The sequence below is a fragment of the Ensifer sp. R-19 genome, assembly GCF_049905105.1.
Lineage (GTDB): Bacteria > Pseudomonadota > Alphaproteobacteria > Rhizobiales > Rhizobiaceae > Ensifer.
Genome location: NZ_CP184569.1, coordinates 3,530,264 through 3,552,958, shown reverse-complemented (window position 1 = coordinate 3,552,958; position 22,695 = coordinate 3,530,264). Strand labels below are relative to the sequence as shown.

At 63.4% G+C, this 22,695-nt stretch carries 12 protein-coding genes; 7 read left to right on the top strand and 5 right to left on the bottom strand.

Features of this window, described 5'->3' with window-relative positions:
• The first annotated feature begins 23 nt into the window (after positions 1-23).
• Positions 24-8,651, top strand: coding sequence for a cyclic beta-(1,2)-glucan synthase (gene ndvB / locus ACN9MO_RS17175; protein WP_113132348.1), 8,628 nt, complete (start codon positions 24-26; stop codon positions 8,649-8,651).
• Between the two features lie 373 nt (positions 8,652-9,024).
• Positions 9,025-10,179, top strand: a complete 1,155-nt coding sequence (locus ACN9MO_RS17170; RefSeq protein WP_057254865.1) for an OpgC family protein — start codon at positions 9,025-9,027, stop codon at positions 10,177-10,179.
• 24 nt (positions 10,180-10,203) lie between these two features.
• On the opposite strand, the gene ACN9MO_RS17165 is transcribed toward ACN9MO_RS17170, so the two are convergent.
• Both ACN9MO_RS17165 and ACN9MO_RS17160 read right to left on the bottom strand, forming a co-directional pair.
• Positions 10,204-10,836 (bottom strand): LysE family translocator, encoded by a 633-nt coding sequence (locus ACN9MO_RS17165; protein WP_058321656.1) that lies wholly within the window; start codon positions 10,834-10,836, stop codon positions 10,204-10,206.
• 160 nt (positions 10,837-10,996) lie between these two features.
• Positions 10,997-12,754, bottom strand: a complete 1,758-nt coding sequence (locus ACN9MO_RS17160; protein ID WP_057254867.1) for a glucan ABC transporter ATP-binding protein/ permease — start codon at positions 12,752-12,754, stop codon at positions 10,997-10,999.
• 383 nt (positions 12,755-13,137) lie between these two features.
• On the opposite strand from ACN9MO_RS17160, the gene ACN9MO_RS17155 reads away from it, so the two are divergent.
• Positions 13,138-13,878: a helix-turn-helix transcriptional regulator gene (locus ACN9MO_RS17155; protein WP_057254868.1), complete on the top strand. Its 741-nt coding sequence runs from the start codon at positions 13,138-13,140 to the stop codon at positions 13,876-13,878.
• A gap of 118 nt (positions 13,879-13,996) precedes the next feature.
• Entirely contained in the window at positions 13,997-17,455 is a 3,459-nt protein-coding gene (gene pyc / locus ACN9MO_RS17150; RefSeq protein WP_112995636.1) for a pyruvate carboxylase, read from the top strand.
• A gap of 212 nt (positions 17,456-17,667) precedes the next feature.
• Here pyc and ACN9MO_RS17145 read toward each other — a convergent pair whose 3' ends face one another.
• The 3 genes from ACN9MO_RS17145 to ACN9MO_RS17135 all read right to left on the bottom strand — a co-directional run bounded on the left by ACN9MO_RS17145 (position 17,668) and on the right by ACN9MO_RS17135 (position 19,987).
• Positions 17,668-18,429, bottom strand: coding sequence for an amino acid ABC transporter ATP-binding protein (locus tag ACN9MO_RS17145; protein WP_058328026.1), 762 nt, complete (start codon positions 18,427-18,429; stop codon positions 17,668-17,670).
• Positions 18,426-19,106: an amino acid ABC transporter permease gene (locus ACN9MO_RS17140; RefSeq protein ID WP_082616163.1), complete on the bottom strand. Its 681-nt coding sequence runs from the start codon at positions 19,104-19,106 to the stop codon at positions 18,426-18,428. The genes ACN9MO_RS17145 and ACN9MO_RS17140 overlap by 4 nt, the downstream gene beginning before the upstream one ends.
• 107 nt (positions 19,107-19,213) lie before the next feature.
• On the bottom strand, positions 19,214-19,987 hold the full coding sequence (locus tag ACN9MO_RS17135; RefSeq protein WP_057254872.1) for an amino acid ABC transporter substrate-binding protein: 774 nt from the start codon (positions 19,985-19,987) through the stop codon (positions 19,214-19,216).
• Between the two features lie 272 nt (positions 19,988-20,259).
• On the opposite strand from ACN9MO_RS17135, the gene ACN9MO_RS17130 reads away from it, so the two are divergent.
• The 3 genes from ACN9MO_RS17130 to ACN9MO_RS17120 are packed head-to-tail and all read left to right on the top strand — an operon-like array spanning position 20,260 to position 22,643.
• On the top strand, positions 20,260-21,045 hold the full coding sequence (locus ACN9MO_RS17130) for a DeoR/GlpR family DNA-binding transcription regulator (RefSeq protein WP_093233449.1): 786 nt from the start codon (positions 20,260-20,262) through the stop codon (positions 21,043-21,045).
• The gene (locus ACN9MO_RS17125; protein ID WP_425985739.1) at positions 21,042-21,428 is read left to right on the top strand and encodes a VOC family protein; all 387 of its coding nucleotides are present in this window, start codon (positions 21,042-21,044) and stop codon (positions 21,426-21,428) included. Before ACN9MO_RS17130 ends, ACN9MO_RS17125 begins: the two co-directional genes overlap by 4 nt.
• A gap of 30 nt (positions 21,429-21,458) precedes the next feature.
• Positions 21,459-22,643: an MFS transporter gene (locus ACN9MO_RS17120; RefSeq protein ID WP_058328023.1), complete on the top strand. Its 1,185-nt coding sequence runs from the start codon at positions 21,459-21,461 to the stop codon at positions 22,641-22,643.
• The last annotated feature ends 52 nt before the right edge of the window (positions 22,644-22,695 follow it).

The following is a 22,695-nucleotide window of genomic DNA, read 5'->3' as shown; positions in this document are numbered from 1 at the left end:
ATTGACGGTGGATGGGAGGACACATGACCGTGTCTAGCAATGCGCCGGCTCAGCCTGACTTCTCAGGTCCGCAGCCAACCCGGCAACCCCAAGAGGACCGGGCCGATCAACCCCGGTTGGATTCAGAACCCGTACCCATGCAGCTTCAAACAACGCCGCCCACCTCTCCGCGCGAACCGGAAGCAAAGCAGATCGATTACAACGATTCGATCCGCGCCACCTTCTTCTCGATGGAGGACCTCCGGCAATGCGGCGAGGATCTCGCAGTGAAGGGTGCCTCCTCGCTGCCGGGATTCTTCCCGTTCGAGTTCCGGCCGCGGCATCGCGAAAACGAGAGCGAGATCCTGCGCGTCTACCGCGCGACCGCTGCGGACGTGGAAGCCGGGGCGACGATCACGCCGGCCGCCGAATGGCTGCTCGACAACCACCACGTCGTCGAAGAGGCGATCCAGGAGGTCCGGCGCGATTTCCCGCGTCGGTTCTATCGCCAGCTGCCGACGCTTTCGGTTTCCGGTACGGTGATCCCGCGCACCATGGCGCTCGCCTGGCTCTATGTCGCCCACACCCACAGCACGGTGACGCGCGATAGCATCACGGCGATGGTCGAAGGCTTCCAGAAGCACGACACCTTCAAGATCGGCGAACTCTGGGCGCTGCCGTCGATCCTGCGCTTCGTGCTGATCGAGAACCTCCGCCGGATCGCCATCCGCGTCGAGCGCTCGCGCGGCATGCGCCGAAAGGCGAACGACATTGCCGACCAGATCATCCGCCTGAACGATCCGGAGAAATATCGGGCGCTGCTTGCGGAATCGGAAGCGCTGGCTGCCGACAACACCTTCGTCGCGCAACTGCTCTACCGCACGCGTGACGGCTCGCAGACCTCCGGTGCCGTCATCGGCTGGATCGAGGAACAGCTTGAGAGGCGCGGCAGCGACGTCGAAAACGCGCTGGTCGCCGAACAGAACCGCCTGTCGTCCGGCAATGCGACGATGAGCAACATCATCCGCAGCCTGCGCGAGATCGACGATACCGACTGGGCTGTCTGGTTCGAAAGCGTCAGCAAGATCGACGCGGCGCTACGCGAGGGCTCCGACTATGCGGCGCTCGATTTCGGCTCGCGCAACAAGTATCGCGACACGATCGAGAAGCTCGCGCGTCGTTCCGGTCACAGCGAATACGAGGTGACGCAGATCGCCATCGAGATGGTGCGCGAGGCGGAGACTGCGGCCGAGACCGAAGTGCCGCTGCAGGAGCCGAACGTCGGATCCTTCCTCGTCGGCAAGCAGCGCAAGGTGCTCGAGAAGAAGATCGGCTATCGACCGTCGCTGCTGCAGACCATCATCCGTATCAGCCGCAAGCTCGACTGGTTCGCGATCGCCGGCCCGAACATCCTCTTGACGATCCTGGCGATGATCGCCGTCTATTCCTTCGTCAGTCCGATGGATATTCCGAACGGCGCGAAGCTGATCATGCTGCTTCTGTTCGCGCTGCCGGCGTCCGAAGGCGCGATGGGCCTGTTCAACACGCTGGTGACGCTGTTCGTCAGACCATCGCGACTTGTCGGCTATGAATTCCTCGAGGGAATTCCCGAGCATGCCCGCACCCTCGTCGTCGTACCTTGCCTGATTGCCAAGCGCGACCATGTCGACGAACTCGTGCGCAATCTCGAGGTGCACTACCTCGCCAACCCGCGCGGCGAGATTTATTTCGCGCTGCTCAGCGACTGGGCCGATAGCAAGGTTGAGGAGTCGAGCACCGATTCCGATGTGCTCGACTACGCCAAGCGCGAGATCGCTCAGCTTTCGGCGCGCTACGCCTATGATGGCAAGACGCGCTTCCATCTCCTGCATCGCCGCCGCCTGTTCAACGAGCAGGAAGGCGTGTGGATGGGTTGGGAGCGCAAGCGCGGCAAGCTGCACGAACTGAACATGCTGCTTCGCGGCGACCGCGACACCTCGTTCCTGCAGGGCGCCAACACGGTGCCGGACAACGTGCAGTACGTGATGACGCTCGATTCCGACACGCGCCTGATGCGCGATGCGGTGACGAAGCTCGTCGGCAAGATCTACCATCCGATCAACCGTCCGGTGGTCGACCCTAAGACACAGGACGTGATCGCCGGCTACAGCCTGCTGCAGCCCCGCGTGACGCCGTCGCTGACAACGGGCAGCGAAGCTTCCGCCTTCCAGCGTATCTTCTCGGCCAACCGCGGCATCGACCCCTATGTCTTCACCGTTTCCGACGTCTACCAGGACATCGCCGGCGAAGGCAGCTTCACCGGCAAGGGCCTCTACCATGTCGACGCCTTCGAGGCGGCGCTGAAGGGCCGGATCCAGGAAAATGCCGTTCTCAGCCACGATCTGCTCGAAGGTTCCTATGTGCGTTGCGCGCTGGTAACCGACGTCGAGCTCGTCGAGGACTTCCCGACCCGCTACGAGGTCGAGATGTCGCGCCAGCATCGCTGGGCGCGTGGCGACTGGCAGCTGCTGCCCTACATCTTCAATTTCTCGAACGGGCTGTCGATGCTCGGGCGCTGGAAGATGTACGACAACCTGCGTCGCTCGCTGATCCCGCTTGCCTGGCTCGTCGCCTCGGTGATGGGCTGGTACTACATGGAGCCGACCGAGGCGCTGATCTGGCAGATTGTCCTGATCTTCAGCTTGTTCGTGGCCCCGACCCTGTCGCTGATCAACGGCCTCCTGCCGCGCCGCAACGACATCGTCGCCCGCGCCCACCTTCACGCGGTGCTGACGGAAGTCCGCGCTGCCAATGCACAAGTGGCGCTCCGCATCGTCTTCATCGCCCACAATGCGGCGATGATGGGCGACGCGATCGCGCGCTCGCTCTACCGCACCTTCGTCAGCCGCAAGCTGATGCTCGAATGGCGCACGGCCGCGCAGGTGCAGAGTGCCGGCCACGGCACGATTGGCGATTACTACCGCGCGATGTGGATCGCGCCGGCGCTTTCGGCGCTTTCGCTGGCGCTTGCCGCGATCTCCGACACCGGCCTGCCGTTCATCGGCATTCCCTTCGCGTTGCTCTGGGCGCTTTCGCCTGCGGTCGCCTGGTTCGTCAGCCAGTCGGCCGAAACCGAGGACCAGCTCGTCGTCTCCGATGAAGCGATCGACGAGATGCGCCTGATTGCCCGGCGCACCTGGCGCTATTTCGAGACCTTCGTGACCGCCGAGCAGCACTTCCTGCCGCCGGACAACTTCCAGGAAACGCCGCAGCCGGTCCTGGCCGAGCGCACCTCGCCGACGAATATCGGCGTCTACCTGCTGTCGGTGATGTCGGCACGCGATTTCGGCTGGATCGGCTTCGAGGAGACGATCAACCGGCTGGAGCAGACGATCGCCACCATCGACCGCCTGCCGAAGTATCGCGGCCACCTGTTCAACTGGTATCGGACGAACACGCTCGACACCATGGAGCCGCGCTACATCTCGTCGGTCGACAGCGGCAACCTTGCCGGTCACCTGATTGCCGTATCGTCGATGTGCCGCGACTGGGCCGAGGCGCCGTCGGCGCATGTCCAGGGCAGCCTGGACGGCATCGGCGACGTGGTGGCGATCCTCCAGGAGGTGTTGCGCGATCTGCCCGACGACCGCAAGACGGTCCGGCCGCTGCGTCGCCTGATCGAGGAACGCATCGTCGGCTTCCAGAACGCGCTTGCCGCGGTCAAGCGCGAGCGCGAGTTCGCGTCGATCCGGGTGATCAACCTCGCGGTGCTGGCGCGCGACATGCACAAGCTCACCGTCAACCTCGACCACGAGGTGCGCACGCCGCAGAGCACCGAAGTGACGAAGTGGGCAAATGCGCTCGTCAGCACCTGCGAAGCCCATATTTCCGACGGTGTCTTCGATCTCGGTGCGATCGAATCGTTGCGCCAGCGCCTGCTGGTGCTGAAGGATCGCGCCCGCGACATCGCCTTCTCGATGGATTTCGGCTTCCTGTTCCGGCCGGAGCGGCGCCTGCTGTCGATCGGCTTCCGGGTCAACGCCAACGAGCTCGACGAGGCCTGCTACGACCTTCTCGCTTCGGAAGCACGTCTCACCAGCCTGTTTGCCATCGCCAAGGGCGACTTGCCGACGGAGCACTGGTACAAGCTCGGCCGTCCGATCGTGCCGATCGGCGCGCGCGGCGCGCTGATCTCCTGGTCGGGCTCGATGTTCGAATATCTCATGCCGCCGCTGGTGATGCAGGAGCGGCAGGGCGGTATCCTCAACCAGACCAACAATCTGATTGTGAAGGAGCAGATCAACCACGGCCGCCGTCTGGGCACGCCCTGGGGCATTTCGGAAGCCGCGTTCAACGCGCGCGACCACGAGCTCACCTACCAGTACACCAACTTCGGCGTGCCGACGCTCGGGCTCAAGCGCGGCCTCGGCCAGAACGCGGTCATCGCGCCCTACGCCTCGATCCTCGCCTGCATGTACGATCCGAAATCGGCGCTCGCCAACCTCGGACGTCTGCGCGAGGTCGGCGCACTCGGTGTCTACGGCTTCCATGATGCCGTCGACTTCACGCCGACGCGTGTGCCCGAGGGCCAGAAGTGTGCGGTCGTGCGCAACTACTATGCGCACCACCATGGCATGTCGATCGCGGCTGTCGCCAATGTCGTCTTCAATGGCCGTCTGCGCGAGTGGTTCCACGCCGATCCGGTGATCGAGGCCGCCGAACTGCTGCTGCAGGAAAAGGCGCCGCGCGACATCCCGATCATGAATGCCAAGCGCGAGCCGGAATCGGTCGGCAAGGGTCAGGACGATCTCCTGCGTCCGGAAGTCCGCATCATCGAGAACCCGCTGGCACAGGACCGGGAGACCGTGTTTCTCTCCAACGGCCATTACTCAGTCATGCTGACGGCCAACGGCGCCGGCTATGCCCGCTGGAACGGCCAGTCCGTCACCCGCTGGAAGCCGGATCCGGTCGAGGACCGCACCGGCACCTTCATCTTCCTGCGCGACACGACGACCGGCGATTGGTGGTCCGCGACATCGGAGCCGCGCCGTGCGGCCGGCGAGAAGGTGCTGACCCGCTTCGGCGACGACAAGGCCGAATTCGTCAAGACCGTCGGCGACCTCACCAGCGAGGTCGAGTGCATCGTCGCCACCGAACACGACGCCGAAGGGCGCCGGGTCATCCTGCTCAACACCGGCACCCAGGATCGCTTCATCGAAGTGACCTCCTATGCCGAGCCGGTGCTTTCGATCGACGAGGCCGACAGCGCGCACCCGGCCTTTTCGAAGATGTTCGTGCGCACGGAAATCAGCCGCCGCGGCGACGTCATTCGCGTCAGCCGCAACAAGCGCAGCTCCAGCGACCCGGACATGGAAGTGGCGCATCTCGTCACCGACAATGCCGGCAGCGATCGCCATACGGAAGCGGAGACCGACCGTCGCCGCTTCATCGGCCCGGGCCGGACGCTTGCCGAAGCTGCCGCGTTCGACACGGACGCAGTGCTTTCGGGCACGGACGGCTTTACGCTCGATCCGATCATGTCGCTGCGCCGCGTCGTTCGCGTGCCCGCCGGCAAGAAGGTCAGCGTCGTCTTCTGGACAATCGCTGCGCCGAGCCGCGAGGAGGTCGATCGCGCGATCGACCGCTATCGCCATCCGGAGACCTTCAACCAGGAACTCATCCACGCCTGGACCCGCAGCCAGGTGCAGATGCGCCATGTCGGCGTGACATCGCAGGAGGCCGCGAGCTTCCAGATGCTCGGCCGCTACCTCGTCTATCCGGACATGCATCTGCGTGCCGACACGGCGACGGTGCAGGCAGGCCTCGACTCCCAGTCGAAGCTCTGGCCGCTGGCGATCTCGGGCGACTACCCGATCTTCTGCCTCCGCATCAACGACGACGGCGATCTCGGCATCGCACGTGAAGCGCTGCGCGCCCAGGAATATATGCGCGCCCGCGGCATCACCGCCGACCTCGTCATCATCAACGAGCGGGCCTCGTCCTATGCGCAGGATATGCAGCATGCGCTGGATTCCATGTGCGAGAACCTGAGGCTTCGCGGCCTTTCGGACGGCCCGCGCCAGCATATCTTCTCGGTGCGCCGCGACCTGATGGAACCGGAGACCTGGTCGACCCTGCTGTCGGCCTCGCGCGCCGTGTTCCATGCCCGCAACGGCACGATCTCCGACCAGATCGCCCGCGCCAACTCGCTCTATTCGCCGGCGCCGGCGAAGGGTGCGGAGAAGAGCGGCGAGTTCGTGGGACCGCTTTTGGCGGCGCCGCAGGAGAAGGCAGACGTTGCCCCGGCCGAGATCAAGGGCGATGGCCTTTCCTTCTGGAACGGCTTCGGTGGTTTTGCCGAAGGCGGTCGCGAATATGTCGTGCGCCTTCGTGGCGGCGAAGCGACGCCGCAGCCCTGGATCAACGTCATCTCCAACGAGCAGTTCGGCTTCCACGTTTCGGCGGAAGGCGCGGCCTTCTCCTGGAGCCGCAATTCGCGCGACTACCAGTTGACGCCGTGGACCAATGACACGGTCATCAACCGTCCGGGCGAGGCGATCTTCATCCGCGACATGGAGAGTGGTTCGGTATCGACGCCCTATGCGTCGCTCTCGCGTCGCCGCTCCGTCGTCTTCGAAACGGCGCATGGGCTCGGCTATTCGCGCTTCCGCAGCACCCAGGACGACCTCGAGATCGAGGCGACCCATACGGTGCACCGCAGCTTGCCGGCAAAGCTCGTCCGCGTCTCGATCCGCAACCGCGCGAAGACGGCGCGGCGGTTGAGGCTCTACGGCTATAACGAGTGGGTACTCGGTAACAACCGCGCCCGCTCGGCGCCCTTCATCCTCTCGAAGTGGGATGAGGAGACCGCGGCGCTGGTTGCGACCAACCCTTACAGCATCGACTATGCCGGTCGTTCGGCGTTCTTCACCGCCGATGGCGGCCAGGCTGCCGGTTACACCGCGAGCCGGCGGGAGTTCCTGGGCTCGCTCGGCGGCATCCTCGTGCCGCAGGCGGTGCTTTCGGGTGCCGATCTCTCGGGTTCGGTCGACGTAGACGGCGACCCTTGCGCGGTCATTGCGTCCGATCTGACCATCGAACCCGGTGCCGAGCAGCAGGTCACCTTCATTCTCGGCGATGCCGACAATGAGGATCAGCTTCGTGCCGTACTCGGTGAGTTGCGTGAGACTGCATTCGACACGGTGCTCGGGGCGGCCAAGACGTTCTGGCGCGATTTCACCGATATCGTGAAGGTGGAAACGCCGGATCCGGCCTTCGACGCCATGATCAACAACTGGCTGCCCTACCAGAGCCTCGGCTGCCGCATCATGGCCCGCTCCGCCTTCTACCAGGCGAGCGGTGCCTTCGGCTTCCGCGACCAGCTGCAGGACACGCTGGCTTTCCTGATCCACAGGCCGGAGCTTGCCCGGGCGCAGATCCTGAATGCTGCGGCTCGTCAGTTCGTCGAGGGCGACGTGCAGCACTGGTGGCTGCCGGGAACCGGCGCCGGCGTGCGCACGATGATATCCGACGACGTCGTCTGGCTCGCCCATGCCGTTACGCATTACTGCTCGGTGACCGGTACCTCCGACATCCTGAGAGAACAGATCGCCTTCATCAGCGGTCCGGCTCTCGAAGAGGGCCAGCACGACGCCTTCTACAAGCCTGAGATTTCCGAGGAGGTCGGCGACGTCTACGAGCATTGCGCCCGTGCGCTCGACCTCGCGATCAAGCGGACCGGCGAGAACGGCCTGCCGTTGATCCTCGGCGGTGACTGGAACGATGGCATGAACCGTGTCGGTGCTGCCGGAAAGGGCACCAGCACCTGGCTTGGATGGTTCCTCGCAGGCACGCTCCGCGGCTTCCTGCCTTACGCTCGCGAGCGTAAGGACCAGGCACGCGTCACCCGTTGGGAGGCGCATCTCGAAGCCCTGAAGAAGGCGCTCGACACCGCCGGCTGGGACGGCGACTACTATCGTCGCGGCTATTACGACGACGGCACGCCGCTCGGCACCAGCGAGGCGCTCGAGTGCCGGATCGATTCGATCGGCCAGTCCTGGAGCGTCCTCTCAGGCGAAGGCGACGAGCAGCGTTCGCTCAAGGCGATGGATGCGGTCATGGCCGAACTGGTCGATCCGGACCAGCACATCGTGCGGCTGTTCACGCCGCCGCTCGAGCGGACGTCGCAGGATCCAGGCTACATCAAGGCCTATCCGCCCGGCGTGCGCGAAAATGGCGGGCAATATACCCATGCGGCCACCTGGGTGGCGCTGGCCTTCGCCGAACAGGGCAGGGCGGAAGAAGCCTGGCGCGTCTTCCAGATGCTGAACCCGGTCTCGCATGCGCAGAGCCGCGAGGCGGCGGAACACTACCGCGTCGAGCCCTATGTCGTCGCCGCCGATATCTATGGCGAAGGCGATCTGGCGGGACGCGGCGGCTGGACCTGGTACACCGGTTCGGCTGGCTGGCTCTACCGCGTCGGCGTCGAAGGTATTCTCGGGATCCGCAGACAGGGCGACAAGCTGGTCATTCGGCCGGTGCTGCCGGCGGCCTGGGACGGCTACTCCGCAGAAGTGACGCTCAACGGCGCGCGGCACAAGATTTCGGTGCAGCGCGACCAGAAAAGTGGCGAGCCGATTGTCAGCATAAACAATAGTGTCACAAAAAACGCGCATGAAGGCATTTTGCTGTAACGGCCGGCATTGAAGACAGGATGAGACCGGCTTTGTTCCCGCAAGGGCAAGGCCGGTTTTCTTTGCGGAAATGCGGGCGGCATGACCCCGACGGCCGGGTGTCGTGTCTTGGAGCGCCAGGCGTTCAGACGAACGCGCAAAGGGCGCTCTAACACTTTGAAGCCAGAGCATCTTATCCGCTTCCAGTGACTTCACTTGAAAGCGGGATGCTCTAGATCATCGGAGCGGGATGGGGCGGAGAACTGCAACATGTTCCTCATCCCACCTAGTTCATGGTGCCGGGCATCTCGCGCGTTTGAATGACGGCGCGGGCTGTCGGTGCCCGTTTCAACAGGGATGGGGCAGGGGCGCCAAATCCTGGAAAACGGACCGCATGCTGCAAAAGACTTTTCAGGGTGGTGTCAACCCGACGTCCGCCCGAATGGTTCCCAACGAGCGTGACACACGCCTCGACGTGTTCAGGGCGCTGTGCCTGCTGACGATCTTCGTCAACCACGTTCCGGGACAGTACCTCGAATATCTGACGCACAAGAACTTCGGCTTTTCCGATTCCGCCGAAGCCTTCGTGCTGATCTCCGGCCTGTCGGTCGGGATCGCCTATGGCGGCAAGTTCGCCGCCGGAGAACGGCTGGCGATGACGCTGAAAATCTGGCGCCGGGCGCTGGCGCTTTATGTCGCCCACATCATGACCAGCATCGTGACGCTGGCGATTTTTGCGGCCGGGGCGATCTATTTCGGCCGGCAGGATCTGATCGGCGAGATCAACATTCGGCCGATGGTGGAACAGACGGAACAGGGCATCGTCGCCATGGTGCTTCTGGGGTATCAGCTCGGCTACAACAACATCCTGTCGATGTATGCGGCGCTGTTCCTGATGCTGCCGGGTATTCTCTGGCTGAACGGCGTCAGCAAGAAACTGCTGCTGTCGCTGTCGGCCGCCCTGTGGCTCGCCGCAGGCATCTTCAAGTTCGTGCCGTCGAATTTCCTCGACGAGGGCTATTGGTTCCTCAATCCCTGGTCCTGGCAGTTCCTGTTCGTCATCGGCATCGTCATGATGACCTTCGTTCGCAATGGTGGATCACTCCCCCGATGGCCCTGGCTGATCGTCCTGTCGGGCGCTTATCTTGCGGTCTCCGCTGTCTGGGTGCTCTTCTCCTTCTGGAGCATCGACCTTTCCTTCGGTCTTCCAGCGGTCTTGACCGGCTTTGACAAGACCTTCCTGTCGGGCCCCCGGCTGCTCCATGTGCTGGCGCTTGCCTACATCGTCGCCGTGACGCCTCGCATCAGCAACCTCGCCAAACTCGACAGCGATCATCCGCTCGCGGTTGTCGGGCGACACTCGCTGCCGATCTTCATCTTCGGCACGATCCTGGCGATGTCCGGCCAGGTGCTGCTGTTCGTCACCGGGAGAAACCCGATCTTCGGCAGCCTCTTCGTGCTCGTCGGCATCGGGCTGCATTTCGCCTATGCCTATTATCTCGAATGGTTGCGCGGCATTGCTACTGCAAAGCCGCTGCGGGCGGCGTAACAGAACGCCGCCCCTGCTGGGCGACTAATTTCTGGAACCAAGGGCAAGGCGGCAGGCGAGCCCCGTGAATACGCCGGCGAGAAGATACTGCGGCAGCTTCGGGAAACGCCTGATGCCAGCGAGCCGCGCGCGCAGATGGCTGCCGACCAGGATGACCGAGCCGTTCACGAGGAAGCCGACCCCGTTCAACACGGTCGCCAGCAGAAGCATCTGCGTGACCATCGACCCGCTCTTTGGGTCTACGAACTGTGGGAGCAGCGCCAGTACGAAGAGCGCCATCTTCGGATTGAGCAGGTTCGTCATCAGCCCCTCGCCGAAGATCCGCCAGTTCGAAAGTCGCTTGAGCGTCGAAACCGGTGACGCGCTCGATGCGTTCGAGCGGACTGTCTTGTAGGCGAGGTACAGCAGATAGGCGCAGCCCGCCCAGCGCACGATCTCATAGGCAACCGGCAAGGTGACGAAGAGCTGGGAAAGACCGAGTGCTGCGGCCAGCGCGTGGCAATAGGTGCCGACTGCGATCCCGGCATAGGTGAGGAACCCGGCTGCGCGCCCCTGGCTCACGCTCCGAGAAGCGATGAGCAGCATGTCAGGGCCGGGCGTGGCGGTGAGCACGAGGCTTGCTGTGGCGAAAACTGCGATTGTGGAGATGTCCGGCATGATGATTCCTTTGGAATTGGGGCCGGAATTCCCGTCTACCAACAATCTCGAGAATGGCAAGGCTGGTCGACGCGACGTTGTCAGAAAGCCGAAAAGCAAAAAACCACCCGCGTTTGACCGCGGGTGGTTCGGTTCGTTCGCTTGACTTCAAGCGCGTGTCTTATGCCGCCGTGTGGCTCATGCGGACGTCTTCGTCCGTCAGGATGCCGCTGGCGCGCAAGAGGGCTGCGAAGCGGCCATTGCTCTGGCTGAGCTCGTTGAAACCGCCCATTTCGACGACGCGGCCCTGATCCATGAAGATTACCAGGTCGGCCTCGCGCACCGTCGACAGGCGGTGTGCGATGATGAAGGTCGTGCGGTTCTTGCGCAGGGCATCGATCGCATCCTTCACGCGGGCCTCGGTTTCGACGTCGAGCGCGCTGGTCGCCTCGTCGAGCACCAGGATCGGCGCGTTCTTGAGGATGGCGCGGGCGATGGCCACACGCTGGCGTTCGCCGCCCGACAGACGGTTGCCGCGTTCGCCGACCACCGTGTCGTAGCCGCCCGTCCGGCCCTCGATGAAGTCGCAGGCGGCGGCCGCTTCGGCGGCAGCCATGACTTCCTCGATCGTCGCATCGTCACGGCCGAGGCGGATGTTGTCTGAGATCGAACGGTTCATCAGGCCCGCGTCCTGGAAGACGGTGGCGATCGAGCGGCGCAGCGACTTGCGCGTTACCTTCGAGATATCGTTGCCATCGATCAGGATCTGGCCATCACGCGGATCGTGAACACGCTGCAGCAGGTTGACGAGCGTCGTCTTGCCGGCACCCGTCGGGCCGACGATCGCGATCGTCTGGCCGGCCTTGGCCGTGAACGAGACGTTGTGCACGCCCTGGTTCGTGTTGGCAAAGTCGAAGGAGACGTTGCGGAACTCGACTTCGCCGACAGCTGGCGGCAGTTCAGTCGCGCCTGCCGGCTCGTCACGTTCGCGCACGGCGTCTTCGAGCTGGAAGAAGTCTTCGAGCTTGGCACGGGCTTCGAAAATCTGCGTCACGAAGGCCTTCATCTGGTCGAGACGGCCGATCAGCAGGTTGGCAAAACCGATGAAGGCGATGACTTCGCCGACGCCGAGCTCGCCGCGCTGCACCAGCACGGTGCCGATGACGAGGATCGCCATCATCGAAATGGTGGAGGCGACGCGGTTCAGCGCGCTCGCCAGTGCCCACCAGTCGAGCACCGGGAACTGGGCGGAGATCAGCCGCTCGGTGAACTTCTTCAGCTCGCGGGTTTCAGCCTCGATGCGGTTGTAGCTGTGCACGACCGAGACGTTGCTGATGGCGTCGGAAACGTGGGAGAAAACCGTATGATAGTGGTTCTCGACCGAGGCCTGACCTTCCTTGGTGCGGCTCATCACCGCCTTGCTGATCATGACATAGGCCGCGCCGAGCACGAGAAGGACGAGCGAGAGGCGCACGTCCATGGCAAAGGCGGTCGGAATGAGCAGCATCAGCGCGACGGCCGTAGCCAGGTGCTGGCGCATGAATTCGAGCCAGAGACCGAATAGGGTTTCGCAGGCGCGCAACAGCGTGTGCAGCGCGTTGGACGTGCCGCGCTGGCTATGCCAGGCGAGCGGCATGGAAACGATCCGTCCAAAGGCTTCCGTCAGGAGCGTGGCGCGGCGGCCATGGGCCAGCCGGTCCGCCTCGCGGGCAACGAGCACGAAGGCGACGGTGTTGAAGACGCCGAGGCCAGCCCACATCAAAAGCATCGGCGTGACCTCGCCCTTTGACGAGATGGCGTCGATGATGCGCCCGAACAGGATCGGTTCGGCAATCGAGATGGCTGCCAGAACGACGTTGGCGAGGACGATCGCCGAGACACGAAACTTGTGAACCGCAAGATACTGGAGCGCTCTTGCATACACTTGGAACAATGACACTGTCTCACCCCTTCCGGGTACCGGATTTGACGCGCCGCAGTCCTTCTGCGGCGGATGCACCCGCGTCCTCGAGCTACGGTTGGCGGGCTTGGGCTCCGCCCCTATACACTCGGGGCCGCGCTGAGACGGTCTTTTGCGGCAAAGGGAAGCCGTAGCCGGACGCATGGACAGCCACTCGTTTTCCCGTTTCGCTCGCATGCGAGCTTGGCGAGAATATTCATAGTCTGCTATCTGTCGTGCCAACTCCGATTTCTTGCATATTTCGCATAAGACCGGGCGTGGTATGAGGGATTATCGCGGGTGCAACATGAATGGTCGCTGAACGGTGCCTTTATGTCCGGATTCGGAAATGCGACCATATGCATCTACCTGGAAGGTGATCCATGAACATTACGCTGCTCGTACAGTTTCTCGCGCTTCTGGAGGAGATGAAGACACGCGAGGAAATCGTCCCGGAATTCGAGCGCCTGCTCGATCGCTGCGGCTTCGACTTCTACGGTGTCGTTCGGCAGCCGAAACCGCATGACAATCCGCTGCGGCTGCTGCTCGCCGGCCGCTGGCCGGAAGGCTGGCCGCAGATCTACATCCGCAAGAAGTTCGTGGTGATCGATCCGACCATCCGCTATCTCGGCCATGCGCAGCGCGGCTTCCGCTGGCGTGACACGCTGTTTGCCTTCCGCTCCGATCCACATCGCAAGCGCATGGAAAGCATGATGATCGAGGCCAGAAACCACGGTCTCTACGATGGCTACATCTTTCCGGTGCACGGCCGGCGCGGCCTGCTCGGCAACCTGACGGTCGGCGGTCGCGTCGTCGACTTGAGCCCGGTCGAGATCAGCCTCTTCGACGCCATCGCCAAGCGGCTGTTCTGGAAGCTTCTGGAGCTGACCGATCCCGAGGTTTCGGCCGAACTCGGCTCGCGCGTCGAGGTGCAGATGACGCGGCGCGAAATGGAAGCGCTCAACTATCTCGCCGACGGCATGACTTCGAACGACATAGGCAAGGTGCTCGATATCTCGAGCCATACGGTCGACTGGTATATGAACGGCATCCAGGAGAAATTGAAGGGCAAGAACCGCCATCACGTCGTGGCGATCGCCTTCCGGCTCGGGCTGATCTCCTAGAGTCGAAGGCTTTCGGTTTCCTGTCGCATCTGAAATTGCGCTCTGCTCGGTGACTCGCTAATACTTTATTTCGCGGGTGCAGCATTTCCCGCAATATCAAGTCATTGAGGAGACCGACTTGCCTATCTCGAAGATCCTTGTTGCCAACCGTTCTGAAATTGCCATCCGCGTTTTCCGCGCTGCAAACGAACTCGGTCTGAAAACGGTCGCGATATGGGCTGAAGAGGACAAACTGGCGCTGCACCGCTTCAAGGCGGACGAAAGTTATCAGATCGGCCGCGGGCAGCACCTTGCCCGCGACCTCGGTCCGATCGAGAGCTACCTGTCGATCGAAGAGGTGATCCGCGTCGCCAAGCTTTCGGGCGCCGACGCGATCCATCCGGGCTACGGCCTGCTTTCGGAAAGCCCTGAATTCGTCGATGCCTGTGATGCCGCCGGCATCATCTTCATCGGTCCGCGGCCGGCGACGATGCGCCAGCTCGGCAACAAGGTTGCCGCGCGCAACCTCGCGATTTCCGTCGGCGTGCCGGTCGTTCCGGCCACCGATCCTCTGCCGGACGACGAAAAGGAAATCCACCGCCTTGCGGCCGAGATCGGCTATCCGGTCATGCTCAAGGCCTCCTGGGGCGGCGGCGGACGCGGCATGCGCGCCATTCGCGACCCGAAGGACCTGATCCGTGAGGTGACGGAAGGCAAGCGCGAAGCCAAGGCCGCCTTCGGCAAGGATGAGGTTTATCTTGAAAAGCTGGTTGAGCGCGCCCGCCACGTCGAAAGCCAGATCCTCGGCGATACCCACGGCAATGTCGTGCATCTCTTCGAGCGCGACTGCTCGATCCAGCGCCGCAACCAGAAGGTCGTCGAGCGCGCGCCGGCGCCCTACCTCTCGGATGCGCAGCGCCAGGAGCTTGCCGACTATTCGCTGATGATCGCCCGTGCGACGAGCTATGTCGGCGCCGGCACGGTCGAGTATCTGATGGATGCCAACACCGGCAAGTTCTACTTCATCGAGGTCAACCCGCGCATTCAGGTGGAGCACACCGTCACGGAAGTCGTGACTGGCATCGACATCGTCAAGGCGCAGATCCACATCCTCGACGGCGAGGCGATCGGCACGCCGGAATCGGGCGTGCCGAAGCAGGAGGACATCCGCCTCAACGGTCACGCGCTGCAGTGCCGCATCACCACCGAAGACCCGGAGCAGAACTTCATTCCGGACTATGGCCGCATCACCGGTTATCGCTCGGCGTCCGGCTTCGGCATCCGTCTCGATGGCGGCACCGCCTATCCGGGTGCAGTCATTACCCGCTTCTACGACCCACTGCTCGTCAAGGTTACCGCCTGGGCGCCGAACCCCCTCGAAGCGATCAGCCGCATGGACCGCGCGCTGCGGGAGTTCCGCATCCGCGGTGTGGCAACCAACCTGACCTTTCTCGAGGCGATCATCAGCCATCCGAAGTTCCAGGATAACAGCTATACGACGCGCTTCATCGACACGACTCCGGAACTGTTCCAGCAGGTGAAGCGCCTGGACCGCGCGACGAAGCTCCTCACCTATCTCGCCGACGTCACGGTCAATGGCCACCCGGAGACGAAGGGCCGCCCGAAGCCGCCGGCGGATGCGGCAAAGCCCGTCGTCCCGTTCATCGACGGCGACATCAAATCCGGTACCAAGCAGAAGCTCGACGAACTCGGCCCGAAGAAGTTCGCCGAGTGGGTGCGTGGCGAACGCCAAGTGTTCCTGACCGATACGACGATGCGCGACGGCCATCAGTCGCTGCTTGCGACCCGCATGCGCACCCATGATATCGCCCGCGTCGCCGGCACCTATGCCCGCGCGCTTCCCCAGCTCTTCTCGCTCGAATGCTGGGGTGGCGCGACCTTCGACGTGTCCATGCGCTTCCTCACCGAAGACCCGTGGGATCGCCTGGCCCGCATTCGCGAAGATGCCCCGAACCTGCTGCTGCAGATGCTTCTGCGCGGCGCCAATGGCGTCGGCTACAAAAACTACCCCGACAACGTGGTCAAATACTTCGTGCGCCAGGCGGCAAAAGGCGGCATCGACGTGTTCCGCGTCTTCGACTGCCTCAATTGGGTCGACAACATGCGGGTGTCGATGGAGGCCGTTGCCGAGGAGAATCGCATCTGCGAGGCGGCGATCTGCTATACCGGCGACATCCTGAATTCGGCCCGGCCGAAATACGATCTCAAATACTACACAGCCCTTGCCGCCGACCTCGAAAAGGCCGGCGCGCACATGATCGCCGTCAAGGACATGGCGGGCCTGTTGAAGCCGGCGGCCGCACGCGTGTTGTTCAAGGCGCTGCGTGAGGCGACCGACTTGCCGATCCATTTCCACACCCACGACACCTCGGGCATTGCGGCCGCGACCGTGCTTGCCGCCGTGGAGACCGGCGTCGATGTCGTCGATGCGGCGATGGACGCGCTTTCCGGCAATACCTCGCAGCCCTGCCTCGGCTCGATCGTCGAGGCGCTCCGGGGGTCGGACCGCGATCCGGGTCTCGATCCCGAGTGGATTCGTCGCATCTCCTTCTATTGGGAAGCGGTGCGCCACCAGTATGCCGCCTTCGAAAGCGACCTCAAGGGACCGGCGTCCGAAGTCTACCTGCACGAAATGCCGGGCGGACAGTTCACAAACCTTAAGGAACAGGCGCGTTCGCTCGGTCTCGAAACCAAGTGGCACCGCGTCGCCCAGGCCTATGCCGACGCCAACCAGATATTCGGCGATATCGTCAAGGTGACGCCATCGTCCAAGGTCGTCGGCGACATGGCGCTGATGATGGTGAGCCAGGACCTGACCGTCGCCGACGTCGAAAATCCTGCGAAGGACATCGCTTTCCCGGATTCGGTCGTCTCGATGCTCAAGGGCGATCTCGGCCAGCCCCCGGGCGGCTGGCCGGAAGCGCTGCAGAAGAAGGCGCTGAAGGGCGAAAAGGCCTATACCGCCGTTCCGGGCTCGCTGCTGCCGCCGGCCGACCTCGATGCTGAGCGCAAGGCAATCGAGGACAAGCTTGAGCGCAAGGTCGACGACTTCGAGTTCGCCTCCTATCTGATGTATCCGAAGGTCTTCACCGACTATGCGGTTGCTGCCGACACCTATGGCCCGGTCAGCGTCTTGCCGACGCCGGCCTATTTCTACGGGCTTGCGCCGGGCGAGGAGCTGCAGCCGGAGATCGAGCGGGGCAAGTCGCTCGTGATCCTGCACCAGGCCAAGAGCGAGCCGGACGAGAAGGGCATGGTCAAGGTGTTCTTTGAGCTCAACGGCCAGCCGCGCCTGATCAAAGTGCCGGACCGCAACCGCAGCGCTCAGAGCGCGGTGCGCCGCAAGGCCGAGGTCGGTAACGCCGCCCATCTCGGCGCGCCGATGCCGGGTGTCATCTCGACGGTCTTTGTCTCGCCAGGACAGGCGGTCAAGGCGGGCGACGTGCTGCTTTCGATCGAGGCGATGAAGATGGAAACGGCGCTGCATGCGGAGAAGGACGGCACGATTGCCGAAGTGCTGGTGCGCGCCGGCGACCAGATCGACGCCAAGGATCTGCTGATGGTCTTCGGCGCCTGAGGGTAAGTTCAAACAAACAGAAACGGCCGGATGCGAATCCGGCCGTTTTGTTTTCTGGAAGTAGAGGGGGCGTCTAGCCTGCTGGGGTCGTCCGTCCTGCTCCCCGGACTGAACATCAAGCCCGAGGATGACGGTAGAGATAGACAAGGCTGGCGCAAAGGGTGCCCGACCCACACCCGCCGGATCGTCCTGTGATCCGTCGTCCCCTCCGCTCAGATTTCGTAGTCGTGCGGGGCGCTCAGCGAGGCGATGAACTTCTTGGTACGCTCACGCTCGGGCGCCGAGAAGATCGTCTTCGGGGCACCGCTTTCGACGATGACACCACCATCGAGGAAGATCACCTTGTCGGCGACGCGGGAGGCGAGGCGCAGGTCATGGGTCGCCATGACCATGGTCGTGCCTTCACGGGCAAGCCGGCTCAGGACTTCGACCACTTCCTCCGCCAGTTCCGGGTCGAGGGCAGAGGTCGGCTCGTCGCAGAGAAGCACGCGGGGCGACGGGGCAAGCGCGCGGGCGATCGCCACGCGCTGTTGCTGGCCGCCGGAAAGGGTCGCCGGCCAGGCGTCGGCCTTGTGCGCCATGCCGACCTTTTCCAAGAGTTCCATCGCGCGCGTCTTCGCCCTGTCGGCCGGCCACTTCAGCACCGTGACGAGGCCTTCCATGACGTTGCCGAGCGCGGTCTGGTGGGGGAAGAGCTGGAAGTTCTGGAACACCATTCCGGTCTGCCGGCGCAGGCGCTGGATCGCCGCCCAGCCGACCTTGCGGCCGGGCGAAAATTCGAGCGTCTCGTCCCCAAGCCGGATTGCGCCGGACGTTGGGATTTCCAGCAGATTGATGCAGCGCAGCAGCGTGCTCTTGCCGCCGCCGGATGGGCCGACAAGCGCCGTCACCGTGCCTTCGGCGAGTGTTACGGAAATATCCTTCAGCACGAGATTGTCGCCGAAGCGCTTTTCGATGTGGGAGAGCTCGATCATGCACGTGCCTCCAGGAAGCCGCCATAGCGGGCAAAGCGCCGCTCCAGCCGCACTTGCAGGGCCGAGAGCACGGAGCTCATGGCGAGATAGATCAGCGCCGCCAGGATATAGAGGATCAGCGGCTCGTAGGTGGTGGCGACGATGCGCTGCGCGGTCTGGAACATCTCCGGCACGGTGATGGCGGCGGCCAGCGAGGTGTCCTTCACCAGCGAGATGAAAGTGTTCGACAGCGGCGGCACGGCGACGCGGGTCGCCTGCGGCAGGATGGTGCGACGCATCGCCTGGCTCCAGCTCATGCCGATGGAGTAGGCCGCTTCCCACTGTCCGCGTGGCACTGACGAGATGACGGCGCGGATGATCTCGGAGGTATAGGCGCCGACGTTCAGCGAGAAGCCGATGAGCGCGGCGGTGAAGGCGTCGAGCAGGATGCCGGCGCTCGGCAGCCCGTAGAAGATCACGAAGAGCTGGACGAGCAGCGGCGTGCCGCGGATCACCCAGACGTAAAATCGCGCGATCGCGACGACCGGCGCCGGTCCGAACAGGCGGGCGACGGCGGTTGCGAGCCCGAGGATCAGGCCGAAAATGAAGGAAAGCAGCGTCAGCGGGATGGTGAAGGTGAGGCCGGCCCAGAGCAGGGACGGCAGCGAATCCAGCATCAGTTGGAGCCAGGTGGGCAAGGGGCGGGCCTTTCAAAAAGCGCGATCCGCCCCGGTGTCCGGAACGGATCGCGATTCATAACCGAGAATGGCCGGCGGAGAAACCGACCCGGCGCTCGGGACAGGGGTTACTTCGAGACGTCGGCGCCGAAGTACTTCTGCGAGATCTTGTCGTAGGTACCGTCGGCCTTGATCTCGCCGAGCGCCTTGTTGATCGCTTCCAAGAGTTCCGGCTCGTCCTTGCGGATGATGATGCCGGAGAAGTCGGCGTCAGCCTGTTCGGCCGCGATCTTTACCGGCGCGTCGGGCTTCTTCTTCTTGAAATCGAGGAAGGAGAGGCTGTCGTTTATCGTGGCATCGGCGCGGCCGGTGAGCACGAGCTGGATCGACTGGTCGAAGCCGTCGGTGCCGACGAGTTCGGCGCCGGAGGCGGTTGCGAGCTTGCCGAAGTTGCTGGTCAGCGACTGAGCCGACTTCTTGCCCTTGAGATCGGCGAAGCCCTTGATCTCCTCGTTGTCGGTCTTGACGATCAGCACGGCCTTCGAGGCGATGTAGGGCTCGGAGAAGTCGTACTTCTTCTTGCGCTCTTCGGTGATGCCGACCTGGTTGATGACCGTGTCGTAGCGGTTGGCGTCGAGGCCGGCGATCAGGCCGTCCCACTTGCCTTCGAGGAATTCGGCCTTGACGCCGAGCTTCTCGGCGACGGCCTGGCCGATCTCAACGTCGAAGCCGACAAGAGCGCCGGAGGCATCGTGATAGGTGAAGGGCGCATAGGTGCCCTCGGTGCCGATCTTCAGGACGCCGGCGGATTTGACCGCGTCGAGATTCTCGCCGGCTTCAGCGGAGGCGAGGGCGGCAACCTGCATCAGAGCGGCGGCGAACAGCGTGGGGAGGAGCTTCATCGTGATTTCCATCTTCTTTGTGGTCCGGCCCGTCGTCCGGATTGAGCGGACAATCGCACAAAAGATTGGCGATCTGAGCGTATAAAACACCAATTCCCGAGCGTTTTGATGAAGAATTTTCCTCGAAATGGCGTCGACCACGCGCAAAAGGCACGGTTTGCTCGAATTGCTGGCCCGCGGTGATTTGGCTGACTCCGCGACTTGAAATCGGTTTCAAAATTCGCTATGCACATTTATGGCGATTCATGCACGTTTATGCACGATTGGTAAAAATGTCCGGTGAACTCCTTCTTCGTGAACGAAAGACGCTGATCCAGGAGCGGCTGAAGGCCAAGGGCCGGGTGCTGGCTGCGGATCTTGCTGCCGAGCTCAATGTTTCCGAAGACACGATCCGCCGTGACCTGCGCGAAATGGCGGCAGCGGGGCTTTGCGAGCGGGTCTATGGTGGCGCGCTCCCGGTCGTTCCTGCTGCACACAGCAGTTTGAGCGAGCGGGCGGCGATGGCGCCGGAGCGCAAGGCAGCACTTGCCCGCACGGCGGTCGGATTGATCAAGCCGGGCATGACCGTGTTCCTCGATGCCGGTTCCACAAACCTCGCCATCGCGCAATTGATCGAGCCGGAGCTCCAGGTCACGATTGTCACCAATACGCCGCTGATCGCTGCAGCGCTGATGGAGAAGCCTGGCGTCGATCTCATCCTGCTTGGCGGGCCACTCAACCGTGCGGTCGGTGCGGCCATCAGCGCGCGGGCGCAGCGCGACGCCGAACTGCTCAGGCCCGATCTCTGCTTTCTCGGCACCTGCGGCGCCGATGCCGAAGCGGGCCTGACGGCGATCTATTTCGAGGACGCCGAATTCAAGCGGCTCGTCGCCTTGCGCAGCCGCCGTCTGGTCGTTGCCATCACCAGCGACAAACTCGGGACGGCTGCCGCTCATGGGATCGTCGATATCGACGACAAGGCGACGCTGCTTCTCGAGGCAGACGCGCCTGCTGAGCATCGCGCGGCATTCGAGGCAGCGGGTGCAGACATCCTGATTGCGGGAGGGGTGGAACAATGACGATAACCCATGTGGCTCTCTGGACCCACGAACTCGATAAGATTGCCGGATTCTGGTCGGCGTTCTTCGGTGCGGAGGTCGGCGACGTTTACGAAAGCCGGCGGCGGCCTGGCTTCCGTTCGCGCTTCCTGACACTCGGCAAAGGACCGGCGATCGAGATCATGGAAGGTCCCTGGGTCGCTCCGGGTGATCCGGCCGAGCTCGAGCGCGCAGGCTTTGCCCATGTCGCGCTGTCGCTCGGCAGCGAACAGGCGGTCGATGCCATTGCTGTGCGCGCCGAGGCCGAGGGCATCCTGGTCGCGAAGGCGCGCTGGACCGGCGACGGCTTCTACGAGGCGGTGCTGCGCGACCCCGATGGAAATCTGATCGAAATCACTGTTTGAGCCGGCCCGATCCGGCACAGAGGCAATACCATGGACCAACGTTCTCCCACTGCAACCGTCCGCCAGGGCTATATGACCCGCAACCGGCTGGCGGTTTCCCTGCTCTTTCTGATGAATGGCTTCGTCACCGGCAGCTGGGCGCCGAAGATCCCCGAGTTCAAGGACCGGCTCGGCATCAGCGAAAGCGTACTCGGCCTCCTGATCCTGATGTTTGGCATCGGCTCGCTGGTGCTGATGCCGATTGCCGGCGGCTACATCGCCCGCATCGGCTCGCAGAAGGTCGTCAAGGTCACGGCCATCATCCTGTCGCCGCTGCTTCTGCTTTTGACCTTGGTGCCAAACGTCTGGGCGGCGGCGATCGGCATGTTCGTGCTCGGCGGTTTCGTCGGCGCGATGGATGTCGCCATGAACGCCAATGCGGTCGAGGTCGAGAAATCGATGCGGCGGGCAATCATGTCCTCCTGCCACGCCTATTGGAGCCTCGGCGGCCTGATCGGCGCCGGCATCGGCGGGTTCCTCATGGCGCGCGTCGGCGTGCTGCCACATGTCTTCGTCGTCACCGTGATCTGCCTGACGTTGATTGCGATTGCCTGGCCGATGATCCTTGCCGACAAGCCGCATCCGGCCGCCGCCAAGGAAAAGCTCCGCCTGCCGATGACGCCGCTTCCCTGGCTGATCGGCATCATGGCGCTGTTTTCGATGGTGCCGGAGGGCACGGTGCTCGATTGGGGCGCGCTCTACCTGCGCAACGAGCTTGGTGCCTCGGTGGAACTGTCCGGCTTCGGCTTCGCCGCCTTCTCCGCCACCATGGCGACCATGCGCTTTGCTGGCGACCTCGTGCGCGACCGCTTCGGCGCCAAGAAGACGCTGCGCATCTGCACGGTCACTGCGCTTATCGGCATGATCATCGCGGGCACGGCGCCGAATGCCTATATCGCCATCCTCGGCTTTGCGATTGCCGGCGTCGGCATCTCCAACATGGTGCCGATCGCTTTTTCGGCGGCTGGCAACATGCCGGGCCTGCAGCCTGGCATCGGCCTTTCGGTCGCGACCTTCATGGGCTATTCGGGCATGCTGTTTGCGCCATCGGTGATCGGTTTCGTCGCCGAGCATACGGGCTTTGCCATCGTCTTTGCCTCGGTGCCGGTGCTGTTCATCGTCGTGCTGATGCTGTCGCATCATGCTCATCATGCCGACCACGCAAAGGGACACTGACGGCGGCCGCCTGCCATCAAATCGCCGTCAGGGCATGATGTCGCCGTTGACA

Excerpts from the sequence above, each read along its gene's own strand:
- ndvB (WP_113132348.1), top strand. The coding sequence starts at position 24 with ATGACCGTGTCTAGCAATGCGCCGGCTCAGCCTGACTTCTCAGGTCCG.
- ACN9MO_RS17170 (WP_057254865.1), top strand. The coding sequence starts at position 9,025 with ATGCTGCAAAAGACTTTTCAGGGTGGTGTCAACCCGACGTCCGCCCGA.
- ACN9MO_RS17165 (WP_058321656.1), bottom strand. The coding sequence starts at position 10,836 with ATGCCGGACATCTCCACAATCGCAGTTTTCGCCACAGCAAGCCTCGTG.
- ACN9MO_RS17155 (WP_057254868.1), top strand. The coding sequence starts at position 13,138 with ATGAACATTACGCTGCTCGTACAGTTTCTCGCGCTTCTGGAGGAGATG.
- ACN9MO_RS17145 (WP_058328026.1), bottom strand. The coding sequence starts at position 18,429 with ATGATCGAGCTCTCCCACATCGAAAAGCGCTTCGGCGACAATCTCGTG.
- ACN9MO_RS17135 (WP_057254872.1), bottom strand. The coding sequence starts at position 19,987 with ATGAAGCTCCTCCCCACGCTGTTCGCCGCCGCTCTGATGCAGGTTGCC.
- ACN9MO_RS17130 (WP_093233449.1), top strand. The coding sequence starts at position 20,260 with ATGTCCGGTGAACTCCTTCTTCGTGAACGAAAGACGCTGATCCAGGAG.
- ACN9MO_RS17125 (WP_425985739.1), top strand. The coding sequence starts at position 21,042 with ATGACGATAACCCATGTGGCTCTCTGGACCCACGAACTCGATAAGATT.
- ACN9MO_RS17120 (WP_058328023.1), top strand. The coding sequence starts at position 21,459 with ATGGACCAACGTTCTCCCACTGCAACCGTCCGCCAGGGCTATATGACC.